Source organism: Acidobacteriota bacterium (genome assembly GCA_040752675.1).
Taxonomy (GTDB): domain Bacteria; phylum Acidobacteriota; class Polarisedimenticolia; order JBFMGF01; family JBFMGF01; genus JBFMGF01.
Map to the genome: position 1 here is coordinate 1 of JBFMGF010000065.1, position 12,669 is coordinate 12,669.

The following is a 12,669-nucleotide window of genomic DNA, read 5'->3' on the forward strand; positions in this document are numbered from 1 at the left end:
CGTTCAATTACAATCATGTCTGCTTCGAGAACGGCTCCACGGACACCGCTACTAAGGATCCTGAGAATCCGGCAACGGCGGGGAATGGATTCTACTATCTTGTGGACGGTGAGAACTGCTTCGGTGAGGGGACATTAGGATACAGAACGGGAGGAACAGAGCGCCCAAATAGCAATCCATGCCCGTAATGCCGGCATCTGAAAGAAGCATTGGTTTTCCAAAAGCCTTTCTTCCGCTTCTTTTGCTGTCGATGGAACAGCAATAAAAATTTTATCACCTTTAACTTGTGATAAAATATGAAAGACTTTTGGCAGGTGCACTTGCTTTCTTTTTCCTGGGAACTAAAAACGTGGCACGATTCTTAAAGATTTTAGTTGTCGTCTCTATTGTTTTCCTTCTTTTAGCCTGTGAGACGGAAGAAAAGAAGGATCTTAAAGAATCCATGAAAGAAGCGGGCAGGGATATCAAGAGAACATTTTCTCAGGCAAAGGAAGAGTTCAAGAAGGCTACTGCGAAAGCTTCAGATGAATTTCAGCAGCTAAAATACGAGTTGAGAAAGGCAAAAGAAGGGGCTCGCAGAGCCGCGCAACGAGCAGGGCAGGAAAGCATGGAAATGCTGAAAAAGACCAGAGAAGAGGCGCAGAGAGCCCTCCGTAAAGCAAGAAAAGAGCTCCAGGAGTTATTCATAGATCAGGATATGAACAGAGAAGAGGTCACCGATCTGAAGAAGGAAATAAAGGAACTCGAAGAGAGCGTAAAGGATCTGGATGAGGAGATCGAGCAGAAGAAATGAAAAATCTCGTTTTCGTTGCTGATGCCCACATCAATGAGAATCCCAAAGAGGTTTCCATTTTCCGGAATTTCCTCCAGAAGACCTATCCTACCACCGGGACGCTCTGCATCCTTGGCGACCTGTTTGACCTATGGGTCGCCAAGAAGAGGCTGGAACAGGATTATCACAGCAATATCATCGATCAATTGCGGGCGCTGAAGATGGCAGGCGTCCGGCTGCTATATATTGAAGGTAACAGGGATTTCCACATCAGGCACTGCTATCTCGGCGACCCGTTCGATGCGGTTTCGAATGGCGAACTTGCGGAAGAATTCGATGGAAGAAGATTCTACCTTTCACATGGCGACATGGTCAATACGGACGATAAGGCTTATCTCTTCTGGAGAAGAATCTCCAAAAGCCGTTTTGTCTGGAGGAGCTTTAATGTACTCCCTCTGAGTGCCGAAGCCGTAATGGCGAAAAAAATAAAGAGGATGCTCAAGGAAACGAATATTAAATACAGATCGTATTTCCCCTATGATAAATGCCGCGCTTTTGGAGAACGCATGCTGAACAAAAGCTTTGACATCGTCGTCATAGGTCATCTCCATAAGCAGGAGATCTTCGAATTCAACATCAACGGCAGCAGGAGACTCCTCTATTCGATGCCCGCCTGGAAAGACGAGAAGAGATACCTCCTCTTTGAGCCCGGAAAAGAGGGGCGCTTCGTCGACTTTCAAAATGATACCGGCTCATTATTCCAATAATCTTTAGCCAGGTAAACCTTCAACCCTGAAAGATAAAAACGACGGCGAACGCAAGCCAATTTGATGGAAAGGGAAGGGGAAAATTGGTATTATGTGGCGTTGAGATGGGTTGAGCACATGCAAGGACGACTGTACAGAAGCTTTGGAGACGATCTTAAAGAGCGGTTTGGATGCCGCGTCTGGAAGGTCACCGTTGCCGCAGGCTTCACATGCCCGAACAGGGATGGAGGCAGGGGACGGGGGGGATGCATCTATTGCAACAATGAAGGATTCAATCCGAACCTTAGACAGCGCCTAGAAAGCATCCATGAACAGGTCGAAAAGGGGATGGATCTCCTCTCAAAAAAGAAAAGGGCCAGCAAGTTCATCATCTACTTCCAGCCTTACACGAATACATACGCCTCAGTCGAGGATCTGAAGAATATCTACGATAGCTCCCTGATATCCGATGATATCGTAGGCATCTCCATCGGAACGCGACCTGATTGCGTTCCGGAAGAGGTGCTCGATCTACTGGAAAGCTACACAGGGAAGTACATGATCTGGCTCGAGATCGGGCTTCAGTCCATGCATGATAGAACTCTCAATCTCATTAACAGGGGGCACGACCTCGCGACTTTTATCGATGCCATTATCAGGGCAAAAAGGAGGAGAACAATCCTGCTGGCAACGCACATCATCCATGGTCTTCCCGGGGAAAACCATGAAGAAATGATGGATACCGTCAGGCTGGTCTCCGCTCTCGGATTCGATGGCATCAAATTTCACAATCTCCACGTCATGAGGAATACCGTGCTGGAGAGGATGTATCGAGAAGGAAAGGTATCCCTGCTGACGATGGAGGAGTACGTTTCTCTTGTGGCAGATTCCCTGGAGATCCTTCCGCCCCAAACGGCCATCCTCAGACTTTCAGGAGATGCGCCTGACGACATTCTTGTTGCTCCATCCTGGTGCCGCAGGAAACTCGAGATTCGGGAAATGATAAATGCCGAATTGAAGAAAAGAAGAACATCCCAGGGAGCCAGATACGATGAAAAGGCTCTCTCCATGTTTCTCGAGAAAGCGATGGGTGCGCTCAGAAGCCGACCGCGGGAATCCCGAACCTGCATTGCAAAAGCGGCTCTTCCTTTATAATAACCCACGCGAGAAGATCCATGATACTGGGAACAGGAATAGACATCGTTCAGGTCGCAAGGATCGAGGAGGCGATCAGAAACCAGGGAGAGAGCTTCTTGAAGCGAGTCTTTACCGAGGAAGAGATGAGATACTGTAATTCTCTGTGCGACCATCTCCCATCCATTGCGGCAAGATTTGCGGCGAAGGAGGCTGCCATGAAGGCGCTTGCTACAGGCTGGAGTGGGGGAGTAAGCTGGAAGGATATCGGGGTCGTATCAGTGCCACCGGCAGCGCCGTATATCGTCCTCACTGGCGAAGCCGAGAAGATATTTCAGAAGTTGGGGGGAAGGAAGGTTCACTGTTCCCTTTCCCACCATAAAGATTATGCCGCGGCTATCGTCATCATCGAAGGATAGGTAGAATCAGGATCCACCTGGTGAACAGAAAAACGGAAAATCATCATGAAATAGGCCTTTCTAGAGGTGCCGAGAGGACGTCGCTTCTAACTGCTCTGATAATGACAACAGTCATCATGGTTCTGGAGTTCGTCGGCGGCTGGCTGTCCAACAGCATCGCCCTGATGTCCGATGCGGGACACATGCTGACAGATGCTCTGGCTCTTGCCCTGAGCTTCTTTGCCATCCTCTTTGCATCAAGGCCGGCGACGGCAAGGAAGACTTATGGCTACTACCGGCTTGAGATCCTCGCGGCACTTCTGAACGGAGTCCTGCTGACCATCATTGCCATGGGGATATTCTATGAATCATACGAACGCATGGTCTCTCCCAGATTGATAAATGTTCCGCTCCTGGTCGCAATAGCATCGATCGGGTTCGTTGCAAACGCCATAGCCCTGGCAATCCTCTCGAAAAGGAGAGAAAATCTGAACATTAGAGGAGCCTTTTTCCACGTCCTCGGAGACACTCTATCTTCCATCGGGGTCATAATCGGAGGAGGCATCATCGCTCTAACAGGGTGGCAGAAGATTGATCCGATCATCGGGATGATAATAGGGACGGTCATCGTATACGGTTCAATCAGGCTCATCAAGGAATCCGTGGACATCCTTCTGGAGGCGATTCCATCAGGGATCGAGCTCATGGATGTCAGCGACGCAATCGAGTCGATCGAAGGGATCAAAGAGGTACATGACCTTCATGTATGGTGCATCACGACCGGGATGGTTGCGCTGAGCGGGCACATCGTCGTCAGGAAAGAATCCTTCAACCGATGCGATCAGATCCTGAACACAGCCAGGAGAACCCTCAGGGATAAGTTCCAGATCGAGCATGTCACCATACAGATAGAATCGGAAGACTACGGACGATGCGAGGGAATCTGTTGATGAACTCACATAAGAGGGGAGTACTCCAGAGACTCCTCGTTGGAATCGGAAGGGTCTCCGTAAAACATCCGCGGACAGTTCTTCTCGCCGTGATTCTCGTCACAATCGTCGCCGGCTATTTTGCCACGCGACTGCAGTTCCAGAGCCGAATCGAGGATTTCCTGCCACAGGATTCACCTGTCGTGAGAGCCTTCCAGAAGGCTATGGACAGGTATGGAACCACCGATTATCTCATCATCGCCATCGAGGGGATGGGAGAAGAGGACGCTGACATCAGGGAGAATCTGGCGGATGCCATCTACCAGAAGCTTCAGGGTGAGGAAGAGATCAAGTTCATCGATTACAGGATCAGGGAGGAGCTTCAGGATTTCATCCAGAAGAATTTCTTCAAATATGCCCTCCTCTACCTTGATAGGGAAGGTCTGGAGAGACTCAAAGAGAAACTTAGCGATGAGGAGATTCAGAGACAGGTCGAGGAGAATCGCAGGATTCTTCTGTCTCCTGCCTCCATCATAGTGAAGGAAGCCATCAACTACGATTTCCTCAATCTGCGTTCGCTATATTTCGGCAAGATAGACCTCGGCAGGGGAAAGCTGAAAATCTCCTTCCACGATGGATACTATTTCTCCAGCGACATGACCATGCTCCTCATGCTAGTTAAGCCGGTCAAGCCGCCTCAGGATATTGCCTTCTGCCGCGTCATCGTCAATAAAGTGAAAAAGGCGATATCGGAGGCAGGCATTGAGCTCAAGGAAGAAGAGGAAGAGGATATCCCGGGAATTTCCGTGGGGCTGACGGGCGGGTATCTCATCTCGCTGGCCTACGACGGGCTCCTCAAAAAAGACATGATACTGACCATCCTGACGTCTTTCCTGGGCGTCATGGCGCTCTTCCTTTTCACTTTCCGGCGGATCCTTTCGCCCATCTACGCCGGTATCCCGCTCATCGTGGGACTCATCTGGACGATGGGCTTCACCTACTTCACGATTGGAAGCATCAATTTCTTCACCGGAGCCAGTGCCGCCGTCCTCATGGGACTCGGAATCGACTTCTGCATTCACCTGTACAACAGATACCTGGAAGAGATGCATCTCAAGAGGTCGCTCATCCCCGCGTTCGATAACACGATGTCCGAGACCGGCGTCGGAATCTTTTCGGCGATGATGACGACGGCCGTTGCATTCTACGCCGCCCTCTTTTCTGATTTCAAGGGACTCTTTCAGCTCGGGCTTATCTGCGGGAGCGGAATGATCATATGTTTCCTGGCTACGTTCCTCATTCTTCCCGCTCTGATATCCATCGGGATCCGGGTCAAATGGGTTAGAGACAGAAGGAGAGGGATGACAACGTTCGGTCTTGAACGAATCTCGAAGCGGATCATAAAGCATTACAGGGCGATCATCATTGCGTGCATCGGGATAACCATCATCTGTCTGGTCATGATGTTCAAATTGAGGATCGAAGAGGATTTCATGAGTCTTCGACCGAAAGGGATTGCTGCCATAGAGCTCCAGGAGAGGATCGTTGAGAAGATAGGTTCTGCGATGGTCTCGACCATGATCGTTGCCGAATCGGATTCCGAGGAGGGGATTTTGCAACTCAGCGCCAGGATAGCATCGCGTCTTGAGAAGCTTGTCAGGAACGGCGAGGTCATTTCCTTCCGGTCGATCAGCATGATCCTCCCCCCCATAGATGAGCAGAAGAGGAACATAAGCTGGCTGAAAGAGGAAAAAAAGAAAGACCCTGCCGCCTTCGACATATCCCGCATCAGAGAGACTCTCATCGACAGCATGATCAAGCAAGGATTCCGCGTCGACGAAGGGTATGGAAAAATCGTTGATAATATCCGGAGCGCCCTCAACATCGACAAGCCGATCACGCTTTCCGAACTTCGGGATTCTTCCTTGAGGAGCATAGTGGAGATTTTTGTGAGTTCCAATGGAAGTGGCTATAGCCAGGTGACCTACGTCTATCCTGAAATGGACCATCCAGGGGGGGATGTACTCACGAGCATCATGAAGGAGATGAAAGAGATCGACGATTCGGTCCAGGTCGTTGGCATGAAAGTCCTCGGAATGGAGTTGAGGAAGCTCATCAGAAAAAGCGTATTCGTCTCTTCCATCATCGCGTTTCTTGCCATTGTCTTAATCTTATTTCTACACTTTAAAAAACCCTACTACGTCCTGCTTAGTGTCACTCCTCTCATAGCAGGAGTGATCTGGGGAATCGGTGGAATGGCTCTCTTCGGACTAGAGTTCAACATTATCAGTATCTCCATCGTTCCGGTCATCCTCGGGATAGGGATAGACAACGGCATCCATATAGTCAACAGGTTCGTCTTAGAGAAGGAGAATCTTCGCCATATCTTCCACCACACCGGGCGAGCCCTGATCATGACTTCACTGACGACAATCGCTGGGTTTGGTTCTTTAGTCTTTGCGGATTATCCTGGACTGGTGGGGCTCGGGATCGTCGCAATCTTCGGGATTGGCGCGACACTCCTGAGCGCTATCATCTTCCTTCCCGCCCTGCTTACCGCCTTCTACCATCGGGAGAATATATAGATTTGGTGACTTTAGAGCAATAGTCTTTATCTTTCAGGGTTGAAGGTTTACCCATATACGCTTATGGGACGATGATAGCGCGGAGTCCTTCTCCTCTGCGCAGCGTATCGAACGCCTCATTAATTGCATCGAGTGAGAACCGTGCCGTCACGAGCGGTTCGACCTTGATTTTACCCATCCTCGCCATTTCGATGATCTTCGGATAGTCAACTGGGCGGCATCCGAGGGAGCCGGTTACCTCCATCTCGAAGAACATGATCTTCGATGCGGGGAGGGTAATGCTCTCCGCCGAATAGCCTATTACACAGAGCCTTCCTCCCTTTCGGAGAGAGGAGAAGGCGGCTTCGATGGTCCTGGGATTTCCGATCGCCTCCATAGCGATGTCGGCACCGCCGCCAGTCAGCTTCCTGATCTCCTTGGCGGCATCCACCTGTTTGGCATTTATGACGATGCTTGCGCCCAGGGTCTTAGCGAGTTCGAGCTTGGAATCTACGACATCGACTGCGATGACAGTTGCTCCAGTCGAGGCTGCCATCTGAACGGCGTTCATCCCGATCCCTCCGCATCCGAAGATGGCAACTGTATCGCCAGGTCTCACTTCGGCCCTGTTCTTAACGGCATGATAGGGAGTTGAGATAGCGTCGGCGATGATGCACGACTCATGGAGTGGCAGTTCGTCGGGGAGATGGAAGATATCTTTAGCGGGAGCGGCGACATATTCGGCATAGGCTCCATCGATATGGTTTCCGAACATGATCATCGACTGGCAGATATTCTCGCGGCCGGTCCGGCAGAAGTAGCAGGTTCCACAGGTCAGGACCGCTGGCAGCAGGACTCTGTCTCCCTTCTTGAACTCTTTGACTTCACTTCCCACCTCTTCGATAATTCCTGAAGGTTCGTGACCCAGTATCATGGGCGGCTGTTTGAATGTCTTTACGCCGTGATCGATGTAATGCAGGTCCGTGTGGCAGGCACCGCATGCGGCCACCCTCACGAGGACCTCTCCCGGCTTGATCTTCGGGTCTGGAACTTGTTCGATCTTAAGCTTCTGGTCTGGTCCATAGAATAATGCTGCTTTCATAATTCCTCCTCATCATCTGTTCTTCCATCGGGGGTCGCGTTTCTCGAGAAATGCCCTTAGTCCCTCCTCGGCATCTTCTGTTTTCATCAACTCCTGAAGATAGATCATTTCCACCTCGGAGAGAGCATCGCTGAATGATCTTCTCTGAGAGGCTTTGATGCTCTTCTTGGTCAGTCTCAGCACGGGAAGGCTTAGAGAAGAGAATCTTTTGACGAAATTCTGAAGCTCCTCCTCGAAAAGGTCGGCTTTCACAACTTTATTGATGAATCCTGCATGCCATGCTTCCTCGGCACTGAGCGGGTCACCGGAGAGGAGGAACTCATAGCCTCTTTTCAGGGAAATGATCCCGTGAATCATGATGGCGGCAATCGGCGGTAAGACGCCGACCTTGATTTCCGGCTGTCCGAACTTCGCTCTCTCGGAGGCGACTATCATATCGCAGGCGATGGCCAGCTCGCAGCCTCCTCCCAGGGCGATCCCGTTGACGGCAGCCAGGATGGGTGATCGGATCTCTTCCATCACGCGGAAGATCCTGTGAAAGGAGGCGATCATCTTCTTGGCGAGGTCTCCTCTATGCTCGGAGACATCCACACCAGCGCAGAAAGCTTTACCTGTCGCTGTCAGGACGATGAGTTTCGTTTCCTCAGAATCCGCCTGAAAAAGAACGCCGCTCAGTTCATCCATCATCTCAACGTTGAGGATGTTCAAAGGAGGTCTGTTGAGGGTGATGGTGAAGACGTGGTCTTTAAAGAGCGTTTCAATATGCTTTCCCATTCGATCCCTCTTTCACTGTATTTAATTTACAACAAGACATTTGAAAAGCTTTGCTCCACCCATTCTCCGAATGTTTACCTCTCTAAATATATTGGCCTCCGTCCACTTTGATGACTTCGCCGGTGATGTGGCGTGCCCTCTCCGAGCAAAGGAAGACGATGACCGAAGCAACCTCCTCTGGCTTACCGATCCTTCCCAGGACTATCTCGGAAAGAGCGGCATCACGCACGCTCTGCGGTGCGTTCTTGATCATGTCAGTTTCGATGAGTCCGGGAGCGACTGCATTGACGTTGACGTTAAATTTCCCGAGTTCCTTGGCCAGAGCTTTCGTGAAGCCGATTATCCCAGCTTTCGCTGCGGAGTAATTCGTCTGCCCGAACTTTCCCCTCAACCCATTGATGGAAGTAACGTTCACTATCTTGCCGAAATTGTGCTCTTTGAAGATGGGGGCGACGGCCCGCGCGTAGTTGAAGTACCCCTTGAGGTCTATATTTATGACTTCATCCCACTGCTCTTCGGTCATCTTCCAGATTACTGCATCCCTGTTTATTCCCGCGTTGTTGATCAGGATGTGGAGGCCGCCGAAACTCTTGATGACTTCTTCCACCATGTTCACGGCATCCTTGAAGTAAGCTACATCAGCCTTGATGGGGAGCCCCTTTCGTCCGAGCTTTTCAATCTCTGCGACGATCTTTCTGGCTTCCTCATCATGCTTCCTGTAATTGATGGCAACGTCGCAGCCCTCTCTAGCCAGCTCCAGGGCGATGGATGCCCCTATACCAAGGCTGCCTCCTGTGACGATTGCTTTTTTTCCTTCGAGTTGCATGTTTGTTCTCCTGAATGCTCACCCTTCCCTTTATCCAGTCCCGGGAGGGAGGGGATCAATTACCTTTCATTCGATTTCGATCAAAGTTTAGCACCACAGTTGCCGCAGAATTTGAACTCGGAAGGGATTCCCCCGGCTCCACAATTCTTGCATCTCTGCGTGTAGGGCCCCCACATGAACTCGCTCGATTTCCCATCGGCAGCAAGCTGTCTCAATCTCAGATAATTAGCGGGACGTTTCTCCACGAATGCGTTCATTCCTTCCATCGGCTCCCAGGAAGTGTAATGAAGGGAAAGCCAGTCCCTCGCATGGCCAATCGTCATGTGCCAGGAGAGGTCCTTCCAGAAGTTCGTCTGTTGCTTCGTGTATCTCTGGCATTCCGGGAACTTCTGGACGAGTTTCTTACACATCGTATCGACGGCTTCGTCAAGTGCGCTAAGGTCTATCCTGTTTTCTTTGTTCTTGAGTGCCGCCTTGGCCTCCCCAAAAGTCTTCAGGGAAAGCCATTTATCATCGGGACCCTTCACGGAAGGTACGACCTGGTTGACGAGTCCCCAATCTAAAGCCTTCCAGGAATGTATCTCCTCGTTGAGCCACAGGATCTCTCTTGCCCTTCTGTCTCCGACCATGATGGGTAGCCACTGCGTGGCACCACCGCAGGCTACACTTCCAACGCTTGTCCCGACCTGCCGGATGTAGGCATGCTCGGCGGCAATGGCAAGGTCACAGGCCATGTTGAACTCATTGCCCCCGCCAACGACCATCCCGTTTATCCTGGCGATGGTCGGCTTCCCGATGTTGCGGAAAGCATCGTGCACCGTGTTGAAGACGCCCATCCACTTCCAGTAGTCTCGAGGCTTCTTCGTGTATTCTTCCGCATACTCCTTGACATCTCCACCCGTGCAGAATGCTCTGTCTCCAGCTCCTGTGAGAACGACGACGGCAACGGAATCGTCCCAGGAGGCATCCGTGAAGGCCTGAATCATCTCCTGGAGCGCAAGGGTAGAGTAAGCGTTAAAAAAGCCCGGTCGATTGATGGTGACCTTCGCCACCCAGTCTTTCTTCTCATAGATGATGTCCTGGAACTTGAACTCTTCGGCAGGTTTTGATCTGAAGTATCCCATAGTTTCACCTCATCTTTAGATTTTGAGAATTGTCCGCTATAATTTTATCACGTCATACAGATTCGAGGAGCATGGCCATTCCCATTCCACCGCTGATGCAGAGCGTCGCAAGCCCGTATCTGGATTTCCTTCTCTTCATCTCGTGGAGAAGGGTGACGACGATCCTGGCTCCAGTGCAGCCAATAGGATGCCCGAGGGCAATGGCTCCTCCGTTTACGTTAGTTTTTTCCATGTCGAAGTGCAGCTCCCGGTCACAGGCAAGGACCTGAGCGGCAAAGGCTTCGTTTACCTCGATGAGATCGATATCCTTGAGCGTGAGCTTTGTGTTTGCGAGGAGTTTCTTTACCACGGGAACCGGGCCGATCCCCATGATGGTCGGATCGACGCCGGCGGTTGTATAGGCGACGATCCTGGCCATGGGGTTGACGCCTAGTTTCTTTGCTTTCTCTTCAGAGACGACGACGATGGCGGCGGCACCATCAGTGATCCCTGAAGAGTTGCCGGCATGGATGGTCCCTCCCTTCTTGAAGACAGGAGGAAGCTTTGCCATTGATTCCACCGTAACCCCATCTCTTGGATGCTCGTCGTTTTCGACGAACGTCGTCTCTCCTTTCTTGCCGGCTATGGGAACCGGGACGATCTCCTCCTTCCAGAGCCCCTTCTTTTTGGCGGCCTCGCATCTGTTCTGGGACTGTGTGGCGTATCGGTCCTGTTCTTCTCTAGAGATGCCGTAGATCTCTGCGAGCTTCTCTGCCGTCTCACCCATAACCATGTTACTCAGTGGACATAAAAAACCATCGCGATACATCCCGTCGAGGAGCGTCTGGTGCCCCATGCGAAATCCCCATCTCATGTCTTCGATCATGAAAGGGACCCTGCTCATGTTCTCTGTACCGCCAGCCAGGACAACATCGTCATCGCCGAAGACGATGGCCTGATAGGCATGGATTATAGATTTGAGCGCCGATCCACAGGCCTTGTTGACCGTGAAAGCAGGCGCGGTGAAGGGAATCCCGGCTTTGTGAGCAATCTGTCTTGCCGGGTTCGGCCCGCTGCCTGCCTGCCTCGCATTTCCGAAGATAAGCTCATCCACGACGTCGGCTTTTATCCCGGCGCAGATCATCGCCTCTTTAGCTGCAATCGTTCCCAGCTCGACGGCAGTTACTTTATCAAAAGCTCCGCCAAACTTCCCGATTGGCGTCCTTACCGCTCCTGCCAGAAAAACACTTTTCATCGCGTCTCCTTTTCTGTTTTCAAATTAAGAAAATTAACGGGGCAAGCCCTTTTATATAACACACAAAGACATACTCATACAAGAGATTTTTTGGCTTTGTGGGGGATTATTCGATTTCGATCTGGACTTCAGAGCCCCTCCTGAGGGTGAGAATCGAGGCGGCTGGGCTCTTGTTCATGGCGATTTCCAGAAAGTTGGAGCTGTTAAGAAGGAAGAACGGCTTTCCAGGCTCCCCTTCAGCATAAGTTTTCTTCAGTTCGGTGATGATCGTGTTTCCGGATTTTATCCTGATTGGCCTGTTGAGAATGTCCATGTCGATCTGGTGGAGAAAGTCAAGATTAACATTGAGGATGGCATTCCCGAAGCGGTCGATATGGATGACCTGACCGAGGATCCTTCCATCATTAAGGATCCGCGGGACTGGAAGCTCGATCTTTTTCAGATCCTGAATTTCATCGCCAAAGTTAGAGAGGTTCATGCCGCGACTGAGCCAGGCTGCCGCCGGGGCGAAGACGTCTCTGCCATGAAATGTTGGGCTGATGCTCGCTCTCCGGTAATGCCCGGCTGTGATCTCATGTGCCAGTATTACCGATTCCCCCGCGAGAACAAAGGTGAGAATTCCGTTGTCCGGGCAGACGAAGTAATGGTGTTCGGTTCTAACGACGATAGGCCGTCTGGCGGTCCCCACTTCAGGATCGATCACGACGAGGTGCACGGTCGATGGAGGAAAATAGCTGTATGTGTTCTTAAGGATGAATGCACCTTCCATGATGTCGTGCGGGCGCACGTTGTGTGTGATGTCGACTATATTGACGGAGGGATTGATCCAGAGGATGACTCCTTTCATGCTGCCGACGTAATGATCATCGGAGCCAAAGTCTGTGATCATAGTGATGATGGGCGGCCTTTCTTCCATGGTGCGTGTAAATATATTTCATAATTCATTTTAAAGTCAAGCTCAATAAATGCAAAATCCTCATCCATTTTGACAGGGAATGCTTTTGCTGTTAGTCTTTTTAGACCGAAGATTGAGGGATGTTGTGAGAGCTTTGGGCATGCTGGCAAT

At 50.9% G+C, this 12,669-nt stretch carries 13 protein-coding genes; 7 read left to right on the plus strand and 6 right to left on the minus strand.

Translation table 11 applies throughout. From position 1 onward, the window contains the following. From AB1756_06520 to AB1756_06550, 7 genes are all read left to right on the plus strand, one after another. Positions 1-188, plus strand: a 188-nt coding sequence (locus AB1756_06520) for a hypothetical protein (protein MEW5806981.1), incomplete at its 5' end; no start/stop codon positions are given. A gap of 161 nt (positions 189-349) precedes the next feature. Beyond that, positions 350-793 (plus strand): hypothetical protein, encoded by a 444-nt coding sequence (locus tag AB1756_06525; GenBank protein MEW5806982.1) that lies wholly within the window; start codon positions 350-352, stop codon positions 791-793. Next, complete coding sequence (locus AB1756_06530; protein MEW5806983.1) at positions 790-1,539, plus strand: metallophosphoesterase; 750 nt, start codon at positions 790-792, stop codon at positions 1,537-1,539. The genes AB1756_06525 and AB1756_06530 overlap by 4 nt, the downstream gene beginning before the upstream one ends. A gap of 117 nt (positions 1,540-1,656) precedes the next feature. Beyond that, entirely contained in the window at positions 1,657-2,673 is a 1,017-nt protein-coding gene (locus AB1756_06535) for a TIGR01212 family radical SAM protein (GenBank protein MEW5806984.1), read from the plus strand. 20 nt (positions 2,674-2,693) lie between these two features. Beyond that, positions 2,694-3,071, plus strand: coding sequence for a holo-ACP synthase (gene acpS, locus AB1756_06540; protein MEW5806985.1), 378 nt, complete (start codon positions 2,694-2,696; stop codon positions 3,069-3,071). 20 nt (positions 3,072-3,091) lie between these two features. Next, positions 3,092-4,000, plus strand: coding sequence for a cation diffusion facilitator family transporter (locus AB1756_06545; protein MEW5806986.1), 909 nt, complete (start codon positions 3,092-3,094; stop codon positions 3,998-4,000). Beyond that, entirely contained in the window at positions 4,000-6,564 is a 2,565-nt protein-coding gene (locus tag AB1756_06550) for an MMPL family transporter (protein MEW5806987.1), read from the plus strand. The genes AB1756_06545 and AB1756_06550 overlap by 1 nt, the downstream gene beginning before the upstream one ends. 61 nt (positions 6,565-6,625) lie before the next feature. Here the strand turns inward: AB1756_06550 and AB1756_06555 are convergent, their stop codons facing one another. The 6 genes from AB1756_06555 to AB1756_06580 form a co-directional block, all read right to left on the minus strand. After that, positions 6,626-7,645: a zinc-binding dehydrogenase gene (locus AB1756_06555; protein MEW5806988.1), complete on the minus strand. Its 1,020-nt coding sequence runs from the start codon at positions 7,643-7,645 to the stop codon at positions 6,626-6,628. 12 nt (positions 7,646-7,657) lie between these two features. Continuing rightward, positions 7,658-8,419 (minus strand): enoyl-CoA hydratase-related protein, encoded by a 762-nt coding sequence (locus AB1756_06560; protein ID MEW5806989.1) that lies wholly within the window; start codon positions 8,417-8,419, stop codon positions 7,658-7,660. A gap of 82 nt (positions 8,420-8,501) precedes the next feature. After that, complete coding sequence (locus AB1756_06565; protein ID MEW5806990.1) at positions 8,502-9,245, minus strand: SDR family NAD(P)-dependent oxidoreductase; 744 nt, start codon at positions 9,243-9,245, stop codon at positions 8,502-8,504. A gap of 80 nt (positions 9,246-9,325) precedes the next feature. Next, positions 9,326-10,369: an enoyl-CoA hydratase-related protein gene (locus tag AB1756_06570; GenBank protein ID MEW5806991.1), complete on the minus strand. Its 1,044-nt coding sequence runs from the start codon at positions 10,367-10,369 to the stop codon at positions 9,326-9,328. Positions 10,370-10,421: 52 nt separating this feature from the next. Further along, positions 10,422-11,603, minus strand: coding sequence for an acetyl-CoA C-acetyltransferase (locus AB1756_06575; GenBank protein ID MEW5806992.1), 1,182 nt, complete (start codon positions 11,601-11,603; stop codon positions 10,422-10,424). 106 nt (positions 11,604-11,709) lie between these two features. Further along, on the minus strand, positions 11,710-12,519 hold the full coding sequence (locus AB1756_06580) for an SAM-dependent chlorinase/fluorinase (GenBank protein MEW5806993.1): 810 nt from the start codon (positions 12,517-12,519) through the stop codon (positions 11,710-11,712). Between the last annotated feature and the right edge of the window lie 150 nt (positions 12,520-12,669).

Excerpts from the sequence above, each read along its gene's own strand:
- AB1756_06530 (MEW5806983.1), top strand. The coding sequence starts at position 790 with ATGAAAAATCTCGTTTTCGTTGCTGATGCCCACATCAATGAGAATCCC.
- AB1756_06535 (MEW5806984.1), top strand. The coding sequence starts at position 1,657 with ATGCAAGGACGACTGTACAGAAGCTTTGGAGACGATCTTAAAGAGCGG.
- acpS (MEW5806985.1), top strand. The coding sequence starts at position 2,694 with ATGATACTGGGAACAGGAATAGACATCGTTCAGGTCGCAAGGATCGAG.
- AB1756_06550 (MEW5806987.1), top strand. The coding sequence starts at position 4,000 with ATGAACTCACATAAGAGGGGAGTACTCCAGAGACTCCTCGTTGGAATC.
- AB1756_06555 (MEW5806988.1), bottom strand. The coding sequence starts at position 7,645 with ATGAAAGCAGCATTATTCTATGGACCAGACCAGAAGCTTAAGATCGAA.
- AB1756_06560 (MEW5806989.1), bottom strand. The coding sequence starts at position 8,419 with ATGGGAAAGCATATTGAAACGCTCTTTAAAGACCACGTCTTCACCATC.
- AB1756_06565 (MEW5806990.1), bottom strand. The coding sequence starts at position 9,245 with ATGCAACTCGAAGGAAAAAAAGCAATCGTCACAGGAGGCAGCCTTGGT.
- AB1756_06570 (MEW5806991.1), bottom strand. The coding sequence starts at position 10,369 with ATGGGATACTTCAGATCAAAACCTGCCGAAGAGTTCAAGTTCCAGGAC.
- AB1756_06575 (MEW5806992.1), bottom strand. The coding sequence starts at position 11,603 with ATGAAAAGTGTTTTTCTGGCAGGAGCGGTAAGGACGCCAATCGGGAAG.
- AB1756_06580 (MEW5806993.1), bottom strand. The coding sequence starts at position 12,519 with ATGGAAGAAAGGCCGCCCATCATCACTATGATCACAGACTTTGGCTCC.